General features: G+C 61.8%; 16 protein-coding genes. 8 read left to right on the forward strand and 8 right to left on the reverse strand.

What is annotated here, in order from left to right; genetic code table 11:
* Positions 1-41 precede the first annotated feature (41 nt).
* On the reverse strand, positions 42-1,070 hold the full coding sequence (gene trpS, locus R1T40_RS20230; RefSeq protein ID WP_106163808.1) for a tryptophan--tRNA ligase: 1,029 nt from the start codon (positions 1,068-1,070) through the stop codon (positions 42-44).
* 116 nt (positions 1,071-1,186) lie between these two features.
* Here trpS and R1T40_RS20235 point away from each other — a divergent pair, with 116 nt between their 5' ends.
* Positions 1,187-1,873 (forward strand): rhomboid family intramembrane serine protease, encoded by a 687-nt coding sequence (locus R1T40_RS20235; protein WP_317385429.1) that lies wholly within the window; start codon positions 1,187-1,189, stop codon positions 1,871-1,873.
* A gap of 64 nt (positions 1,874-1,937) precedes the next feature.
* Here the strand turns inward: R1T40_RS20235 and murJ are convergent, their stop codons facing one another.
* From murJ to R1T40_RS20250, 3 genes are all read right to left on the reverse strand, one after another.
* The gene (gene murJ, locus R1T40_RS20240) at positions 1,938-3,485 is read right to left on the reverse strand and encodes a murein biosynthesis integral membrane protein MurJ (RefSeq protein ID WP_317385430.1); all 1,548 of its coding nucleotides are present in this window, start codon (positions 3,483-3,485) and stop codon (positions 1,938-1,940) included.
* Complete coding sequence (locus tag R1T40_RS20245) at positions 3,482-6,205, reverse strand: [protein-PII] uridylyltransferase (protein WP_317385431.1); 2,724 nt, start codon at positions 6,203-6,205, stop codon at positions 3,482-3,484. Before R1T40_RS20245 ends, murJ begins: the two co-directional genes overlap by 4 nt.
* Before the next feature lie 64 nt (positions 6,206-6,269).
* Positions 6,270-7,454 (reverse strand): penicillin-binding protein activator, encoded by a 1,185-nt coding sequence (locus R1T40_RS20250; protein ID WP_317385432.1) that lies wholly within the window; start codon positions 7,452-7,454, stop codon positions 6,270-6,272.
* Positions 7,455-7,542: 88 nt separating this feature from the next.
* Here R1T40_RS20250 and rsmI point away from each other — a divergent pair, with 88 nt between their 5' ends.
* The 4 genes from rsmI to R1T40_RS20270 all read left to right on the forward strand — a co-directional run bounded on the left by rsmI (position 7,543) and on the right by R1T40_RS20270 (position 10,660).
* The gene (gene rsmI, locus R1T40_RS20255; RefSeq protein ID WP_317385433.1) at positions 7,543-8,400 is read left to right on the forward strand and encodes a 16S rRNA (cytidine(1402)-2'-O)-methyltransferase; all 858 of its coding nucleotides are present in this window, start codon (positions 7,543-7,545) and stop codon (positions 8,398-8,400) included.
* Positions 8,401-8,404: 4 nt separating this feature from the next.
* Positions 8,405-8,779 carry a YraN family protein gene (locus tag R1T40_RS20260; protein ID WP_317385434.1) on the forward strand — a complete coding sequence of 125 codons (375 nt, stop codon included), beginning with the start codon at positions 8,405-8,407 and terminating at the stop codon, positions 8,777-8,779.
* Positions 8,780-8,840: 61 nt separating this feature from the next.
* Positions 8,841-9,776, forward strand: a complete 936-nt coding sequence (gshB, locus tag R1T40_RS20265) for a glutathione synthase (protein WP_317385435.1) — start codon at positions 8,841-8,843, stop codon at positions 9,774-9,776.
* Positions 9,773-10,660, forward strand: a complete 888-nt coding sequence (locus R1T40_RS20270) for an alpha/beta hydrolase (protein WP_317385436.1) — start codon at positions 9,773-9,775, stop codon at positions 10,658-10,660. The genes gshB and R1T40_RS20270 overlap by 4 nt, the downstream gene beginning before the upstream one ends.
* Before the next feature lie 7 nt (positions 10,661-10,667).
* Here the strand turns inward: R1T40_RS20270 and R1T40_RS20275 are convergent, their stop codons facing one another.
* The 4 genes from R1T40_RS20275 to cobU all read right to left on the reverse strand — a co-directional run bounded on the left by R1T40_RS20275 (position 10,668) and on the right by cobU (position 14,123).
* On the reverse strand, positions 10,668-12,170 hold the full coding sequence (locus R1T40_RS20275; RefSeq protein WP_317385437.1) for a YifB family Mg chelatase-like AAA ATPase: 1,503 nt from the start codon (positions 12,168-12,170) through the stop codon (positions 10,668-10,670).
* A gap of 101 nt (positions 12,171-12,271) precedes the next feature.
* Positions 12,272-12,952, reverse strand: coding sequence for a glutathione S-transferase (locus tag R1T40_RS20280; RefSeq protein WP_317385438.1), 681 nt, complete (start codon positions 12,950-12,952; stop codon positions 12,272-12,274).
* A gap of 59 nt (positions 12,953-13,011) precedes the next feature.
* On the reverse strand, positions 13,012-13,593 hold the full coding sequence (locus R1T40_RS20285) for a histidine phosphatase family protein (protein ID WP_317385439.1): 582 nt from the start codon (positions 13,591-13,593) through the stop codon (positions 13,012-13,014).
* Entirely contained in the window at positions 13,590-14,123 is a 534-nt protein-coding gene (cobU, locus tag R1T40_RS20290) for a bifunctional adenosylcobinamide kinase/adenosylcobinamide-phosphate guanylyltransferase (protein WP_317385440.1), read from the reverse strand. The genes R1T40_RS20285 and cobU overlap by 4 nt, the downstream gene beginning before the upstream one ends.
* 170 nt (positions 14,124-14,293) lie before the next feature.
* Here cobU and R1T40_RS20295 point away from each other — a divergent pair, with 170 nt between their 5' ends.
* From R1T40_RS20295 to coaBC, 3 genes are all read left to right on the forward strand, one after another.
* Complete coding sequence (locus R1T40_RS20295; RefSeq protein WP_317385441.1) at positions 14,294-15,172, forward strand: RNA polymerase factor sigma-32; 879 nt, start codon at positions 14,294-14,296, stop codon at positions 15,170-15,172.
* 41 nt (positions 15,173-15,213) lie between these two features.
* A complete protein-coding gene (locus R1T40_RS20300; RefSeq protein WP_317385442.1) occupies positions 15,214-16,008 on the forward strand; it encodes a ChaN family lipoprotein in 795 nt (264 codons plus the stop codon).
* 90 nt (positions 16,009-16,098) lie between these two features.
* Positions 16,099-17,310, forward strand: a complete 1,212-nt coding sequence (coaBC, locus tag R1T40_RS20305; protein WP_317385443.1) for a bifunctional phosphopantothenoylcysteine decarboxylase/phosphopantothenate--cysteine ligase CoaBC — start codon at positions 16,099-16,101, stop codon at positions 17,308-17,310.
* Positions 17,311-17,387: the final 77 nt, after the last annotated feature.

The raw sequence follows: 17,387 nt of genomic DNA on the forward strand, positions 1-17,387 counted from the left end.
AGACGGCCCTTGGCATGTCGAAGCAGGAGCTGTTGATCTGGTCAGATCTCGACCGGGGCCACCAGCCCGACGATGTCGTAGGTCTTGCGCAGGATCGGCGCAGTGATCTCGCGGGCGCGCTCGGAGCCGCGGGCGAGGATCTTGTCGATCTCGTCTTGATTTTCCATCAACCGGGCCATCTCGGTGGTGATCGGCGACATTTTCTCAACGGCCAGATCCGCCAGCATCGGCTTGAACTCCGAGAACTGCCGGCCGCCCACATCCGCCAGCACCTGATCCACCGACTGGCCGGACATGGCCGCGTAGATGTTGACCAGGTTGCGGGCCTCCGGGCGGTCCTCCAGACCCTCGGCCTCGGAGGGCAACGCTTCCGGGTCGGTCTTGGCCTTGCGGATCTTCTTGGCGATGGTGTCGGCATCATCGGTCAGGTTGATGCGGCTGGCATCCGAGACGTCGGATTTCGACATCTTCTTGGAGCCATCGCGCAGGCTCATCACCCGGGTGGCCGCACCCTCGATCACCGGCTCGGTCAGCGGGAAGAAATCAACACCGTAGTCGTGGTTGAACTTGGTCGCGATGTCGCGCGTCAGTTCAAGGTGCTGTTTCTGATCCTCGCCCACAGGCACATGGGTGGCGTGGTAGATCAGGATGTCCGCGGCCATCAGCGACGGATAGGCGAGAAGACCCAGCGAAGCGTTCTGCTGGTTCTTGCCTGCCTTGTCCTTCCACTGGGTCATCCGCTGCATCCAGCCCATGCGGGCGACACAGTTGAAGATCCAGGCCAGTTGCGCATGCTCGGGCACCTGACTCTGGTTGATCAGAATGGATTTTTCCGGATCAAGCCCGGCGGCAATGAACCCGGCGCAGAGCTCGCGGGTGGCTTTCTTCAGGTCAGTCGGGTCCTGCCAGACGGTGATCGCATGCAGGTCGACCATGCAGTAGATGGACTCCACATCGCGCGCTTGCCAGTCGACAAACCGCTTCAGGGCACCGAGGTAATTCCCCAGATGCAGATTGCCCGAAGGCTGGATGCCTGAAAAGACACGCGGAGTGAAGCTGGTTTCGCTCATGGTCGAAAACTCCCGTCTGGAATTATGCACCATCGTCGCTTACCCATGGCGCAGAGTATCGTCAACAGGCGTAGCCCGGCATTGAGCGGGGTAGAGGCGCCGGAGAGCAGGACAACATGCAAGATCAGAACCAATCCCCGTTCAATGCATTGCCGCCGGTGGTGGTGGCGCTCGTGCTTGTGATCCTCGGGATCGAGGTGGTGTTTTCGCTTGGCGCGCGCGGTTTGATCGGCGGGCCGGAGGCGGTGGGCTGGCGTCTCAGTGCGCTTCAGGAATACAGCTTTGGCGCGGAATATGTCTGGTGGATGTGGGACAGCGGAACCTGGCCCTTTGATCTGCTAAAGCGCTTTGTGACCTACGCTTTTGTGCATGGGGCCTTTACCCAGACGATCTTTGTCTGCGTCTTCCTGCTGGCCATGGGAAAGATGGTGGGCGAGGCGATGGGGGAGATCGCCGTGGTGCTGATCTTCCTCGGCTCTGCAATCGGTGGTGCGCTGGCCTATGCGGTGTTTGTCGGTGGTCAGGTCGCCCTGATCGGCGGCTTTCCAGCGGTCTACGGGCTGATTGGTGGCTTTACCCATCTGTTGTGGCTGTCGCTCGCGACCGTGGGCGCACAGCAGTACCGGGCCTTTTCCCTGATCGCCTTCCTGATGGGTATCCAACTGCTGTTCGGGCTGATCTTTGGTGGCAGCCCGGAATGGGTGGCCGATCTGGCGGGGTTTGTCACCGGGTTCACGATGTCGTTTTTCCTGGTGCCCGGCGGGTGGGCACGGATCCTGCAGAAATTGCGTCAGCAGCGCTGAGCAGCTGTGCCGGAGTGGGAGGTTGCGCTTTCAAAGATGCAACCTCCCTGAAGGGGCGCAATGACTATGCCCTGCCGCGACGCAGTGCGGATTTGAAATCCGACAGGCGCAGGGCGCCAATGATCTGGCCAATCCCAAAGTAGGTCACGGCCCCGATCACGATCAGGGCAAGCAGCGCAAGGTAGCGCCAGTATCCCATCGCCAGCGCAGGGGCGAGCGCGTTGGCGGCGAGGATCAGCACCAGCCCCATCGCCACCGAGGCAAGGAAGATACGCAGGCTGCGGCGTTTGAACCGGGTGTCGAATTGCGCGGCGTCCCCCATGCTCCGTGCCCCAAGCCAAAGCTGGAGAACCATGATCCAGCCGGCAACGGTCGCGGCCACAGCCGGTGACAGCCAGCCAAACAAGGGCTGCAGCCCAAGCGCCAGCGCCGCATTTACCACCATCGCCATCAGCGCGTAACGGAATGGGCTACGGGTGTCTTCGCGCGCGAAATACAGCGGCTGCAACACCTTCTGCAGCACAAAGGCAGGCAGACCGACGCCATAGACCGCAACCGCAAGTGCAATGGCCGCAACGTCGTCCGGCCCGGTTGCGCCGCGTTCATAAAGGACGGAGACCAGCGGCAGCGGTATGGCGATAAAGGCCACCGCGGAGGGGACGGTCAGCAGCAGGGAGAACTCTCCCGCACGCGACAGAGCGTCCTGTGCGCCGAGATCATCCCCTGCGCGCAGGCGGCGGGCCAAATCGGGCAGCAGCACAATGCCGACGGCAATGCCGACCACACCGAGCGGAAGTTGATACAGGCGATCCGCAAGCGACAGCCAGGATACGGCGCTATCGTACCCTGAGGCCACGATCTGGCCGACCACCAGGTTGACCTGGGTGACCCCCATGGCCAGCGCGGCGGGAAGGGCGACCTTCACCAGCTGTTTCATGTCCGGCGTCAGTCGGGGCAGGCCGGGGCGCAACGTGATCCCGGCGCGACCGGCTGCGATCCAGACCAGCGCCAGCTGCGCCACACCGGCCAGCGGTATGACCCAGATCAGCCAGTCCACCACGTCCTGACCCAGCACCGCACCTGCGATCATCGCGGCACAGGTGAAGATGTTCAGCAGCACAGGCGCCGCCGCTGCCGCCGCAAAGCGGCCCGTTGCATTCAAGATACCGGAGAACAGCGCCGCCAGCGACATGCACAGGATGTAGGGAAAGACCACACGGCCAAATCCAACCGCAAGGTCAAAGCGCGCGTCGCCGACAAAACCGCCCGCAGTGGCCCAGACCAGTGCGGGCATGAACACCATGCCGAGGCCGGTCAGACCCAGAACCGCAACCGCCAACAGGTTGAAGGCCTCCTGCGCAAACCCCTGCGGGTTATCTTCGGCCTCCCAACGTTTGGCAAACATCGGCACGAAGGCAGCGTTGAAGGCGCCTTCGGCAAAGAAGCGACGGAACATGTTGGGTAGCCGGAATGCGGCATAGAACGCATCCCCAACCGGACCCGGGCCGATATAGGCGGCGATCAGGATCTCGCGGACGAACCCCAGAATACGACTGGCCAAAGTCCAGAACCCGACCGTCATAAAGCCGGACAGCAATTTGATCGGCTTCATGTGTCGGCCCGCTTTGCACCGTCGACGATGGCCTGGCGGATTTTCTTCTCCAGCGACTGCTGCTTCGTAGCAGAGTGATATTTCAACCCGAACATGTCCTTCACGTAGAAGCTATCCACCACCTGTTCACCGTATGTCGCGATGACCGCATTTGCGATATAGACGTTGGCGCTCGCTAGGGCGCGAGCCAGATCATAAAGCAGGCCGGGACGGTCGCGGGTGTCCACCTCGATGATGGTGTAGATTTCGGAGCCGTCATTGTCGAAGGTGATATGGGTCGGCACTCGAAACGCACGCTCGCGTTTCTTGATCTTGTCGCGGGACTTCAGGGCTTCGCGCGCGATCACCTCGCCATGCAGGGTCTTTTCGATCATGCTCCGCAGGCGCGGCAGGCGAGAGGCCTCGAACGGGTGGCCATCGTCGTCCTGAACCCAGAACGCGTCGGTGACAAACCCGTCCTTGGTGGTGTAGCTGCGCGCATCGACCACATTGGCCCCCACCAGCGCCAGCGCCCCGGCGATACGGGCAAAGATGCCTGGATGGTCCGGCATCACGAAACAGGCGCGGGTGGCGTCGCGGTCCTCGTCAGGGTGCAGCCGCACCAGCATGGCGGATGGGTCATCCAGCACGTCGATCTCGCGCAGCATCTCGGCAAAATCCACATGTGCGGTGACATGCAGCCCCTGCCAGTAGGGCGGATAGTGGCGTGCGGTTTCGCGTTTGACGGCGGATTTTCCCCAGTCGGGCAGGGCCTTGCGCAGGCGCTTTTTGGCCTCCGCGCCGCGATGTTCTCGGTTGAAGGCCTCCAGCCCGTTTTCCATTGCATCCCGGGTCTGGTTGTAAAGCGCGCGCAGCAGTACTGCTTTCCAGTTGTTCCAGGTGCCCGGACCCACGCCGCGAATATCGCAGACCGTCAGCAGCAGCAGCAGATCAAGCCGCTTCACGGTTTGAACGGCCTTGGCAAAGTCGCGCACGGTGCGCGGGTCGGCGATATCGCGTTTCTGCGCCATGTCCGACATCAACAGGTGATAACGCACCAGCCATTCAACCGTCTCGGATTCGGACTTGCTGAGGCCAAGGCGGGGCGCCACCTTGCGGGCGATTTGTGCGCCGAGGATGGAGTGATCCTGTTGCCGTCCCTTGCCGATGTCATGCAGCAGCATCGCGATAATCAGGACCTTGCGGTTCACTCCCTTCTTGATGAGGGAGGAGGACAGGGGCAGCTCATCTTCCAGCTCGCCGCGCTCAATGGCGGAGAAGTTGGAGATCACCTGAATGGTGTGCTCGTCCACCGTGTAGGAATGATACATGTTGAACTGCATCATCGCCACGATCGGCTCAAATTCGGGGATGAAGGCCGACAAGACGCCCAGCTCGTTCATCCGCCGCAGCACGCGTTCAGGATTGCCGTGCTTGAGCAGTAGGTCCAGAAAAATCCGCTGCGCATCCGGGGTGTTGCGCATCTCGTCGTCGATCAGGTCGAGATTGCCACGCACCAGCCGCATGCTGTCCGGATGGAGCAGCAGGCCCGTGCGCAGGGCCTCTTCGAACATGCGCAGAAGGTTCAGCTTGTTGCTCAGGAACGTCTCTGGCTCTGCGATTTCCAGGCGGTTGTGGGTGATCTTGTAGCCGGGCTTGATACGCGGTTTGCGCCGAAAAATGCGCTCCAGAAGTGGCTCGCTCTTGAGCTGGCTGTCTTCGAGTTTGGACAAGAGAATGCGGGTCACATCGCCGACCTGCGTGGCGTGACGGAAATAGTCTTGCATGAAGACTTCAACCGCGCGACGTCCCGAGGTGTCCTGGTAGCCCATGCGTTCCGCAATCTGCACCTGCACGTCGAACGTCAGCTTTTCGGTGGCGCGGCCGGCACTCAGGTGCAGATGTGCGCGCACCGCCCAAAGGAAATTTTCGGCCTTGGCGAAGAAATCGAACTCATCCGGGCGGAACAGGCCCAGTGGCACCAGTTCGGCCACATCCTGCACCTTGTAGAGATATTTGGCGATCCAGAACAGTGATTGAAGGTCGCGCAGGCCGCCTTTGCCCTCTTTGACATTGGGCTCCACCATGTAGCGCTCGCCCTGCTTCAGGTGGCGGGCGTCGCGTTCAGCAAGCTTGGCATCGATGAATTCGGCGGCGTCCTTGGCAAAGAGATCCTTGGCCAGGCGGTCTTCGAGTTCGGTCGCGAGGGGGCCATGCCCTGCCAGAAACCGATGCTCCAGCATGGCAGTGCGGATGGTGAAATCCTCAGAGCCAAGGCGGATGCAGTCTTTGATGGTGCGGCTGGAATGTCCGACCTTCAGGCGCAGATCCCACAGGATGTAGAGCATGGACTCAATCACGCTCTCCGCCCAGGCGGTGATCTTGTAGGGGGTCAGGAACAGCAGATCGACATCGGAGAAGGGCGCCATCTCACCGCGGCCATAGCCCCCGACCGCAAATACGGCGATCCGCTCACCGGTGGTGGGCGTGGCAATCGGGTGCAGCACATCGTTGGCCGCCATCAGCGCCGTGGTGACAAGCCCGTCGGTCAGGTAGGTGTAGGAGCGTGCAAGCTCGCGCGCGGCGAACGGCTGCAGCTCAAAAGCATCGGCAATGGCGCTGCGGCCGGCCTTGTTGGCCTCACGCAGCAGTGCCACGACGGCGGCGCGAAACCCCGCCCCCTGAAGATCCTGAGAGAGCTCCATGACCCGAAACCGGATGGCATCAGTGTCAAAAATCATGCTGGGGTCGCAGATGAGCGACCCCAGAGGTTCGGGATGGGTTTTTGCGTGAGCGTCTGCCGGTTCAGGAACCGGCTCCTGGGAAGCTGCGGGGCGCTGGGTCAATGATGACGACTTTCTTGTCCTGAATCGTTGCAATGGCGAGGCCGCGCTCGTTGGTACCATCCGGGCGGAGACGGAAAATGCCGCCTGTGCCTTGGAACCCGGCGGGCTGTGTCAGGGCGGCGCCGGTCAGCGCGCCGGAGTTTCCAGCGCTGACCAATGCGCCGATTGCGGCGATGCCATCATAGGCCAGACCACCGATCGGATGCGGCGCGGCGCCATAGGTGGATTGGTAACGGGCACGGAAGGCCGCAGATTTCTGCGGGTCAGGCAGCGCGAACCAGCCGTTTTGAACGCCGGGCAGCTCGAGTGTCTGCGCGGGAATATCCCAGCGGGTCAGGCCCATGTATTGTACATCGGTGGTCTTTACCCCGGCTTCGGGCAGAAGCTGTGTCAGAAGCGGCAGCGCACCGGCAGTCGTGGCCGTCATCAACATCACATCCGCATTCGACTGGCGCACATTCTGACTGATGGTCGGGATCGCATTGATCACGCCCTGCTGCGACAGATCATAGCTGACATTGCCTGCAATGGTCATGCCGCTCTGCACTGCGGCCTGTTGGATCGCGGCACGTCCGGCCTGGCCCGCTGCGTTGTTGCCCGAGACCACAACCATGGTGCTTTTGCCCTGGCGTTTTGCATATTGGGTCAAGCGGCTTGCGGTATTGTCGAACGTGGCCCCCATCACGAAAACATTGCCACCGGCAATGGAGGGGTTGTTGGAGAAGGCAAGCACGTTCACGCCGCGTTTGGCAGCCGCGATACCGGCAGCATTCGCGGCCTCCGCATAGACCGGGCCAAGAATGATGCGCGCGCCGTCGTTGACTGCCTGCGCGGCGACATTGGCCGCGGTTTGTGGATTGCCAGCGGTGTCATAGACCCGCAAATCCACCTTCACGCCGTTCAGATCAGCAATGGCAAGGCGGGCGGCGTTTTCCAGGCTTTGCGCAAGAACACCGTCACCGTGTTGGGCAGAGCCGCGCGGCACCAGGAGAGCCACCGGTACGGGCTTGGAGGTGTTGATGGTGGGCCCACCTCCGGAAATTGCGCCCGGATCACAGGCAGCCACGAGAGCGGTTGCGGCAACGGCGGTGGCGGTCAGGACAATCTTGCGAGCCCGATTGAAAACAGCAAACATAAAGCGCATAAACTCCCTATTCCGGGCTGCGGCGTTATGCATCGCGCACCCGTATTGGTTCGGAGCAATCATAGACGACCAGAAAAGCGGGTCCAGCGTGAATCACAAGATCGTCAGTTTGTCGCCGGGGTTATACTTCGTCGCGACCCCCATCGGCACCGCCCGAGACATCACCCTGCGTGCGCTGGATGTGTTGGCGTCGGCCGACATAATCGCCGCGGAAGATACGCGATCTATGCGTAAGCTGCTGGAGATACACGGGGTTCCATTGGGCGATCGCCCCGTCGTGGCCTACCATGATCACTCCAGCGCAGGCGCGCGGGCGCGATTGCTCGCGGATCTGGCAGCGGGAAAATCGATCGCTTACGCATCGGAAGCGGGCATGCCGATGATCGCTGATCCCGGCTATGATCTCAGCCGGGAAGCCGCACTTGCGGGGCATCTTGTGACGGCTGCGCCGGGCGCATCAGCGGCCCTTTGTGCGCTGACGCTGGCGGGGCTGCCGACGGATGCGTTCTATTTTTCCGGCTTCCTGCCCAATGCGTCTGGGGCGCGCCGCAAGCGTCTGGAAGAAGTCGCAAATATTCCCGGAACGCTGGTGTTTTACGAATCGCCCAAACGGGTTGCCGCCTCGCTCGCGGATATGGCCGAGGTTCTTGGCGACCGCGAGGCGGCGATGTGTCGTGAGCTGACCAAGAAGTTCGAGGAGGTCCGCCGCGGATCGCTGTCGGAGCTGGCTGCCGGGCTGGCCGAGGCTCCAGTCAAGGGCGAGATCGTGGTCTTGGTGGACCGCCAGCGCGCGGCTGCCAGCAGCGAGGCGGATCTGGAGGCAGACTTGCGCGCGGCGCTTAAAGACAACTCCGTCAAGGATGCCGCCGCGATTGTCTCCGAGGCGCATGGCGAACCCCGGCGCAGGATCTACCAGCAGGCGCTGCAGATCGCGCGCGAGGATTGAAACGATGGGGCAGGGCGGCAGCGACCGTGGACGCCGGGCCCATATCGCTGGGGCGGCCGCTGAAGAGATCGCAATCCGGGCCTATCTGGACCGGGGCTACACCCTCGCCGAAACGCGGTGGCGGTGCCCTCACGGCGAAATCGACCTGATCCTGCGCAACGGCGCACAGGTGATTTTTGCCGAGGTGAAATCCAGCGCCACCCGCGACAAGGCTGCCGCGCGGATTACCGCAGGGCAAATGCAACGGGTGATGGCAAGTGCCTCGATCTTTCTGGATGGCGAGCCACAAGGGCAGCTGACTGATGTGCGGCTCGATGTTGTGCTGGTCTGGGGCGTCGGCGAGGTGGAGATCCTCGAAAATGCCTATGGTCACGGTTGAGCCATTGAACATGGCCTTGGCCTACGCCATGTTCCGTCCAACAGAATAAGGGACAGATGCCATGAAAATCGCCTTTCAGATGGACCCGATCATGGGCGTTGATATCAACGCCGACAGCAGTTTCCGCCTCGCCGAAGAGGCGCAGGCCCGTGGGCATGAGCTGTTTTACTACAGTCCTGACCAGCTGGCCTATCAGGAAGGGCGCATTACCGCGCGCGGTCATGACATGGTGGTGCAACGTGTCGCGGGCACCCCGGCGACGCTCGGCGAACTGCGCGAGGTGGATTTGGCTGACTTCGATGTGGTCTGGCTGCGTCAGGACCCGCCGTTCGACATGCACTACATTACCGCGACCCATCTGCTGGACCGGCTGAAGGGCGAGGCGCTGGTGGTGAATGACCCGTTCTGGGTGCGCAACTACCCGGAAAAACTGCTGGTTCTTGATTTTCCCGACCTGACACCGCCGACGACCATTGCCCGTGATCTGGACACCATCAAGGCGTTCAAGGCCAAGCATGGCGATGTGATCCTGAAGCCGCTTTACGGCAATGGCGGCGCGGGCGTGTTCCGGCTGGACGCCAATGACCGCAACCTGTCCTCCCTGCATGAGCTGTTCACCGGCTTCAGCCGCGAGCCGCTGATCGTGCAAAAATTCCTGCCGGATGTGTCCAATGGCGACAAACGGGTGATCCTCGTCGATGGCGAGCCCGTGGGCGCGATCAACCGAGTGCCAGCGGCGGGCGAGACCCGTTCCAACATGCATGTGGGCGGGCGGCCCGAGAAGGTCGGTCTGACCGAACGCGACCTTGAGATCTGCGCCGCCATCGGGCCACTTCTCAAAGAACGCGGCCAGATCTTTGTCGGCATCGACGTGATTGGGGACTACCTGACCGAAATCAATGTGACCTCGCCCACCGGCATCCAGGAACTGGAGCGGTTTGATGACGTGAATATTGCCGAAAAGGTCTGGGAGGCGATCGAAGGGCGGCTCGGATGAGCTGGCAACTTGCCGTTCTGTTGCGTGGGTTGCGGCATGTGGCGCGCCCACGGCTGCAACATGTCAAAGAGCCGATCACGGCGCGGATAGGGTTTGAACGTCTGGCCCGCATCGGATGCCGACCGCCGCCGTACCTCTGCCACGTTCACGACAGCGCAGGCATGGACCGGATCCACGTCGGACGTCCCACGCGTGGCAAAATCATCCTGTTTCTCCACGGTGGCGGCTATATCGCGGGCAGCCCGAACAGCTATGCGGCTATGCTGGGCCGGCTGTCTCTTCTCTCTGGGCTTGAGATCTGCGCCCCGGATTATCGCCTGGCGCCGGAGCATCGGTTTCCAGCCGCCTATGACGATGCCTGTGCGGCCTGGGATCACCTTGTCTCGATGGGGTATGCGCCTTCGGATATCGTGATCGGCGGAGATTCCGCGGGCGGCGGATTGGCCATCGCGCTGTTGTCGCATCTCTGCCTGGCGGGCACGCCACCTGCGGGCCTCTTCGCGATGTCGCCCTGGTGCGACCTGTCCCTGACGGGCGAGAGCCTGACGCGAAACGCCAATGCGGACCCGTTTCTGCCGGCAAAACGCATTCGGGAGCTGGTAGGCTATGTCCTGCCCGAGGGCGAGGACGCTGAAGATCCGCGTCTTTCGCCCTTGTTTGCGGATTTTCCCGACTGCCCGCCGGTCCTGCTGCATTATGGACAGACCGAAATCCTGCTGGACGACTGTCGTCGCATGGCTGCGCGCCTGCGCGCCCATGGGGCGGATGTGACCGAGACGGTGCACCCGAGCGCGCCTCATGTCTGGCATCTGTTTGATGGCTGGATACCCGAGGCGCGTCGCTCTTTATGCGATATTTCGTATTTCGCGCGGGCCTGTCTTTGAGCGGACCTTATTGAGGCATACGGTAAGAAAGCGCCTCCGCGACGTGATCGCGCGCAATGCCTGCATCTCCATCGAGATCGGCAATGGTGCGCGCGACGCGCAAAACACGGTGGTACCCACGTGCGCTGAGGCCAAAGCAATCCGAGGCCTGCAGCATCAACGCGCGGCCGTCGGTGTCCAGTTCGGCGACATCCTCGAGGACACGCCCCTCTGCATCTGCATTCACCGTGGCACCGTCACATGCCGCGTATCTTTCGGCTTGCACAGCGCGCGCCCTTGCCACCCGTTCGGCAACCGAGGCCGAGCATTCGCCGGGGCGGCTGCGTTCCAGATCCGCGAATGGCACCGGTTCGACGTCAATCCGCAGATCGAAACGATCCATCATCGGTCCTGAGATCCGCCCCATGTAGTCGGCGCCGCAGGCCGGAGCCCGCGAACATGCACGCGCCGGGTCGCTCATATAGCCGCAGCGGCAGGGATTGGCGGCGGCCACCAGCATGAACCGGCTGGGGTAGCGTATGTGAGCATTGGCACGGGCCACCATGACATCGCCGGTCTCCAGCGGCTGGCGCAGGGTCTCCAGAACCGCCCGGGCAAATTCCGGCAGCTCGTCGAGGAACAGCACCCCGTTGTGCGCCAGGCTGATCTCGCCCGGTTGCGCCCGCCGTCCGCCCCCGACAATTGCGGCCATTGAGGCGGTGTGGTGCGGTGCCCGATAGGGGCGGCTGCGGCTAACGCCACCCGCTTCGATCAGCCCGCAGATCGAATGGATCATGGAGGTTTCCAGCGCCTCCTGCGGTGTCAGGGGCGGCAGGATGGACGACAGGCGCGCGGCCAGCATGGATTTCCCTGCCCCCGGTGGCCCGCTCATCAGGAGATGATGACGGCCAGCAGCGGCGATTTCCAATGCCCGCCGCGCCACCTGCTGTCCCTTCACATCACAAAGATCCTTGTCCGATGCGGTTTCGATGACCTCACCTGCGGTGGCAGGCGCAATGACGCCTTTCCCGGTGAAGTGGCGGATCACCTCGGTCAAGGAAGCGGCCCCGATGACCGGCGTCGCCTCGACCCATGCGGCCTCCGCGCTCGATCCCTTTGGGCAGAGCAGGCTGCGGTCCTGTTCTGCGGCCGCAAGGGCCGCAGGCAGGGCGCCGGTGATGGCGACCAATGTGCCGTCGAGAGACAGTTCACCAAGCGACAGTGTCTCCTCCGCAGCCTCCGGCGGCAGGATCTCCAGCGCTGTCAACAACGCCACCGCGATGGGAAGGTCAAAGTGGCTGCCTTCCTTGGGCAGGTCGGCAGGGGAGAGATTTATGGTGATGCGTTTTGAGGGCAGAGCGATCGACATCACCGCCAAGGCCGAGCGGACCCGGTCGCGCGCTTCGCTGACCGCCTTGTCGGGCAGGCCGACGATGGAGAAGGCGGGCAATCCCGGAGATACCGCGCATTGCACCTCCACCGGGCAGGCCTCGACACCCTGAAATGAAACTGTATGTGCGCGTGAAATCATCTCTGTCCCCCGAGGTCCCTCGGTTGAGAGCCTCGAAGGACAGCATTGGGAAACGTGGTTACTGATTGGTTAAATGTGCCGTTAACCGGTCGCGAAATCGCTCATAGCTGCCAAGGCGCGCGCTCAAGATCCTGCAGGTAGGGTTCTGGATCATAGGTGACTGTCTGCGCCGCCGTTTGCCAGGCCAGTACCGCCGGGTCGCGCAGCAGCTCCGTGCAATAGGCGCGGGTTTCGGCTGACACGGGCAGGTCGTAGCCGATGATCCGGGCGGCGACGGGAGTATAGAACACCTCGGCCAGACTGTAGCTCCCGAACAGGGGTCCGGCCGTCTGACCGGAAAGGGTACGGGCGTGGGCGAACAGGGTTTCGATCCTTGCCAGATCAGCTCTGACGGCATCGGAGGGCTCAAATCCGCGCCAGATATGGCTGAGTTGCATCGGGCAGTCGCCGCGCAGCGCCGCAAACCCGGAGGTCATCTCGGCACAAAGCCACCGCGCGGTGGCACGAAGTGTTGCATCCGCGGGCCAGAGCCCCGCATCGGGGTGCCGTTCGGCCAGGGTTTCGCCCATGGCCAGAGTCTCCCCCACGACGGTGCCATCGGGCAGTTGCAGCGTGGGCACCAGCCGCGCCGGGGCAAGATCGGCAAGGTCTTGAGCCATGGTTCCTGAATAAAGCCCGACCAGCTGCACCTGATGCGGCAGGGAGAACTTTTCGAGCATGAGCCAGCCGCGCAAAGACCAGCTGGAATACATGCGATCACCGATGTAGAGTGTATATGTCATGTCACCGACTATCGGGCGATGAGGCCCATCAGTAAATCTAATGTTTGTGCTGTGAGTAATCACAAAATTTGATTTATTGCGTCAACCTGCCAACCTGTTTCCGCGTGGCTGATCTGCGTGAGCGAAAGGTTGTCAATCTTTTGCGAAAACGCTTCTGTTGCAGTGAGGCCCGCAGCCCGCTGCAGCTGGCAGAGGATCTGGCCAAAGTGCCCGACAACGACGATGTCTTGTTCGGCGTGTGTCTGTGCCAGGTGGTTGAAACATGCTGTGACACGCTGCAGGAGCATATTCCAGCTCTCGCCATTGGGTGCGGCGACATCTCCGGGTTGCTCCCAGAAGGCCCGAATATGGTCGGGCGATTCTGCATCAATGTCGCTCCAGCGGCGCAGTTCCCAGTCCCCAAAATGCATTTCACGCAGGGCCTGCGCGTGGGGCAGGCGACAGCGCTGCCCCTGAATAGCATCGGCAGTTGTCACTGCGCGGTCGAGATCAGAGGAAATCACCACGGCGTCATCCGGCAGGGCCTCGGATAAACGGGCCAGGGCGGCGTTATCAGAGAGATCGGCCGGTAGATTGGACCAGCCAACCATGCTTTTGGCGTGGGTCGGGCCATGCCGCACCATGTGAAATCGGGTGATCATAGCGCCCCCTTCAACACCATGGGCAGGCCTGCCGCCACCATCACCACACAATCCGCCCGGGCTGCGAGCGCGATGTTGAGCCGCCCCTGTGCCTCGCGAAACCGGCGGGCGAGCGCGTTTTCGGGCACGATGCCAAGGCCGGTCTCGTTGGTGACCACGACAATGTCCGCCGCACAGTTGTCGAAACCGGAAAGCAGCGCCTCGGTTTGCTTTTGAAGGTCATGATCTGCCAAAAGATGATTGGTCAGCCACATCGTCGCGCAATCCATCAGCAATACATCTTCGGGTTGAGCTATCGGCAAGACCTTTCGCGCGTCGAAGGGCTCTTCCAAAGTGGTCCAGCCGCCGCCACGCTGCACGAGATGACGCGATACCTTCTTTTGCATTTCTTCATCAAGTATTTGTGAAGTCGCCCAGTATAGGCGGTTTTTCCCAGTGCTGACGCAGGTTTGTTCAGCAAAAGCGGATTTGCCGGATGCTGCGCCCCCGAGAATAACTGTGACTCTGCCCGACAATGTGGATACCCTCAAAGTTGTAAGAATGTTGCGTGCGCGAGGCGCACTGCAAGCGGCCGTCGAATATGGCCCGATTGGTGATCTGCACCGTTTTTGGATCTCAAACGACAGACATCAAGACTATTTTTGAACCAAAGCCGGCCCTCACACGTTGTTAACGTAGTTCTTAGAACAGGGAGTTTAACATGGCACTGGACGAGAGCACCGAAAACCCCCTTCCAAGGCGGGCAATGAAAGCCGAGCTTCTGGATGCAGAAACGGAGTTGGCTCTGGCCTACGCATGGCGGGACGAACAGGACGTGCAGGCGCTGCATCGACTGATCAACGCCTACATGCGTCTGGCGGTCTCCATGGCGTCGAAGTTCCGCCGATATGGCGCGCCGATGAATGACCTGATCCAGGAGGCCGGTCTGGGCCTTATGAAAGCGGCCGAGAAGTTCGATCCGGATCGCGGCGTGCAATTCTCGACCTATGCTGTCTGGTGGATCAAGGCCTCCATTCAGGACTACGTGATGCGCAATTGGTCTATGGTGCGCACCGGGTCCACGTCTTCGCAGAAATCGCTGTTCTTCAATATGCGCCGCGTGCAGGCGCAGCTGGAACGAGAGGCGCAGAGCGAAGGTGTCGAACTGGATCGCCACAAGCTGCAGCAGATGATCGCTGAGGAAATTGGCGTGCCACTGCGAGATGTGGAGATGATGGACGGTCGCCTGACCGGCGCGGATTTCTCGTTGAATGCAGTGCAGTCAGCAGATGAAGACGGGCGAGAGTGGATCGACGCGCTGGAAGACGACAGCGAGCAGGCGGCAGAGCGCGTGCAGGCCGACCACGATAACCGTCAATTGCGCGAGTGGTTGATTACCGCATTGAACGGCTTGAACCAGCGCGAGCGCTTCATCATACGCGAGCGGAAACTGCGCGAAGATGGGCGTACGCTGGAAAGCCTGGGCAATGAGCTGGGCTTGTCGAAGGAACGGGTCCGTCAGCTGGAGGCGGCGGCGTTTCAGAAGATGAAAAAGACTCTTGAAGGTCAGTCGCGCGAGGTTCAAAACTTCCTCGCATGAGGATGTGCCATTCGTTTCGCGGAGGAATGCTGCAGGGTCGCTTGGCCATTGCCGTCGTTCTTGTTGCTCTGTCTGTCCGGGCTGCAACAGCGGCAGATCTTGCGCAGGTCATTGCAGAAGCCGCGCGAGCGGATATCGTCCTCTTGGGTGAGGTGCACGACAACCCTACGCACCACGACAGGCAGGCGCTGCTGATTGCAGGCCTTGCCCCCAGCGCGGTGGTTTGGGAGATGCTGACCGCCGATCAGGCTGACCTACTCACCAAAGAAGCGTTGCAGACACCAGCCGAGCTGGGCGACCTGCTGCAGTGGGGCGCCTCAGGCTGGCCAGACTTTTCCATGTACCTGCCGATTTTTGACGCCGCTACGACGGCAGGGCATTGGGGGGCGGCGGTGCCACGTGCCCAGGCGCGGGCCGCGATGACGGAAGGTGTTGCGGCGTACTTTGGCGAGGACGCCACAGTCTTTGGCTTGTCCACACCATTGTCCGATGACGTACAGGGCGCGCGAGAGGCGGAGCAGCGGGCCGCGCATTGTGGGGCCCTACCGGACAATCTGCTACCTGCGATGGTCGACATCCAGCGACTGCGCGATGCCACTTTGGCGCGCGCCGCGCTGCACGCATTTGAAGCCGCTGGCGGGCCAGTGGTCGTTGTGACCGGCAATGGCCATGCCCGGCGTGATCGCGGAGTGCCGGTTTACCTGCAGCAGGCGGCGCCGGATTTGGAGATTTTCGCACTTGGTCAGTCGGAAGCCGGGCAGGTGGGCGGCGTTTTTGACATGGTTCTGGATGGGCCAGTCGTGGCGCGACCAGACCCCTGTTCTGCGTTCAAGTAGGCGCTGCGACAGGACTGGTCGCAAAAGCGTTTCCCTCAGCTGCGCAGGCGCAGTAGTGTGTCGGGCGAACGCAGCAACCGAGGGCGCATCATGTTGTCAGGTAAACATATTCTGCTGATCATCGGCGGTGGCATTGCCGCATACAAGTCGCTGGAGCTCATTCGGCGGTTGCAGGATCAGGGCGCGCGGGTGACCCCGGTTTTGACCCGTGCGGGCGAAGAATTCGTGACGCCCTTGTCGGTGTCTGCCTTGGCGGGGACCGCGGTGCATCGTGATCTGTTTGACCTGACCTCCGAAGCGGAAATGGGCCATATTCAGCTATCGCGTAGTGCGGATCTGCTGGTTGTGGCTCCGGCGACGGCGGATCTGATGGCTAAGATGGCGCAGGGGCACGCCAATGATCTGGCCTCCACCGTGCTGTTGGCGACGGACACCCCGGTGCTGCTGGCGCCTGCGATGAATGTGCGTATGTGGGAGCATCCTGCAACCCGGCGCAACATTGCGCAGTTGCGCGCCGATGGCATCCAGATGGTCGGGCCCAACGAGGGCGGTATGGCCTGCGGTGAGTTCGGTCCCGGACGACTGGCAGAGCCAGAGGAAATCGTTGCGGCGATCGCGGAACGTCTTGCGTCTGGCCCGCTGCGGGGGAAACGGATCATCGTCACCTCTGGACCGACCCATGAGCCCATAGATCCGGTGCGGTATATCGCCAATCGGTCCTCTGGCGCGCAGGGTGCGGCGGTGGCCCGTGCTCTGAGCGCATTGGGAGCCGAGGTGGTCTTCATCACGGGCCCTGCAACGGTGTCCCCTCCGGATGGGGTAGAGGTGGTGCCGGTGCAAACCGCGCGTGAGATGCAAGCCGCCGTAGACGCTGCCTTGCCGGCCGATGCGGGGGTCTTTGCTGCGGCTGTTGCCGATTGGCGCGTGGCCTCCGCGTCTGATCGCAAGCTGAAGAAAACCAAAGATGGCCTGCCAGCACTTGAGTTTGCCGAGAACCCGGACATTTTGCGCGAGGTGGCGCGCAGAACGAAGAATCGTCCCGCGCTCGTCGTTGGATTTGCGGCTGAAACCAATGATGTGGTTGAATATGCGACTGCCAAGCGGAGCCGGAAAGGCTGCGATTGGATTGTGGCGAATGACGTATCGCCGGAGACCGGAATCATGGGAGGGCGTGAGAATGCGGTGGTTCTCATAACCGAGAATGGGGCCGAACACTGGCCACGTATGCCCAAGGAACAGGTGGCTGCGCGTTTGGCCGAGGCAATCTCTCAATCCCTTTCCACCTCTGAGCCGGGGCATTGAGCTGGAGATTTCCAAGAATAATCAACTCTCTGACGTTCACATTCCCGTTATGAGAGGCGGGGCGTTAAATATTCAGT

It is taken from the genome of Tritonibacter scottomollicae, assembly GCF_032924845.1.
Taxonomy (GTDB): domain Bacteria; phylum Pseudomonadota; class Alphaproteobacteria; order Rhodobacterales; family Rhodobacteraceae; genus Epibacterium; species Epibacterium scottomollicae.

Excerpts from the sequence above, each read along its gene's own strand:
- R1T40_RS20280 (WP_317385438.1), bottom strand. The coding sequence starts at position 12,952 with ATGACATATACACTCTACATCGGTGATCGCATGTATTCCAGCTGGTCT.
- R1T40_RS20285 (WP_317385439.1), bottom strand. The coding sequence starts at position 13,593 with ATGATCACCCGATTTCACATGGTGCGGCATGGCCCGACCCACGCCAAA.
- R1T40_RS20250 (WP_317385432.1), bottom strand. The coding sequence starts at position 7,454 with ATGCGCTTTATGTTTGCTGTTTTCAATCGGGCTCGCAAGATTGTCCTG.
- R1T40_RS20295 (WP_317385441.1), top strand. The coding sequence starts at position 14,294 with ATGGCACTGGACGAGAGCACCGAAAACCCCCTTCCAAGGCGGGCAATG.
- gshB (WP_317385435.1), top strand. The coding sequence starts at position 8,841 with ATGAAAATCGCCTTTCAGATGGACCCGATCATGGGCGTTGATATCAAC.
- R1T40_RS20260 (WP_317385434.1), top strand. The coding sequence starts at position 8,405 with ATGGGGCAGGGCGGCAGCGACCGTGGACGCCGGGCCCATATCGCTGGG.
- R1T40_RS20275 (WP_317385437.1), bottom strand. The coding sequence starts at position 12,170 with ATGATTTCACGCGCACATACAGTTTCATTTCAGGGTGTCGAGGCCTGC.
- murJ (WP_317385430.1), bottom strand. The coding sequence starts at position 3,485 with ATGAAGCCGATCAAATTGCTGTCCGGCTTTATGACGGTCGGGTTCTGG.
- coaBC (WP_317385443.1), top strand. The coding sequence starts at position 16,099 with ATGTTGTCAGGTAAACATATTCTGCTGATCATCGGCGGTGGCATTGCC.
- R1T40_RS20245 (WP_317385431.1), bottom strand. The coding sequence starts at position 6,205 with ATGATTTTTGACACTGATGCCATCCGGTTTCGGGTCATGGAGCTCTCT.
- R1T40_RS20235 (WP_317385429.1), top strand. The coding sequence starts at position 1,187 with ATGCAAGATCAGAACCAATCCCCGTTCAATGCATTGCCGCCGGTGGTG.
- trpS (WP_106163808.1), bottom strand. The coding sequence starts at position 1,070 with ATGAGCGAAACCAGCTTCACTCCGCGTGTCTTTTCAGGCATCCAGCCT.
- R1T40_RS20270 (WP_317385436.1), top strand. The coding sequence starts at position 9,773 with ATGAGCTGGCAACTTGCCGTTCTGTTGCGTGGGTTGCGGCATGTGGCG.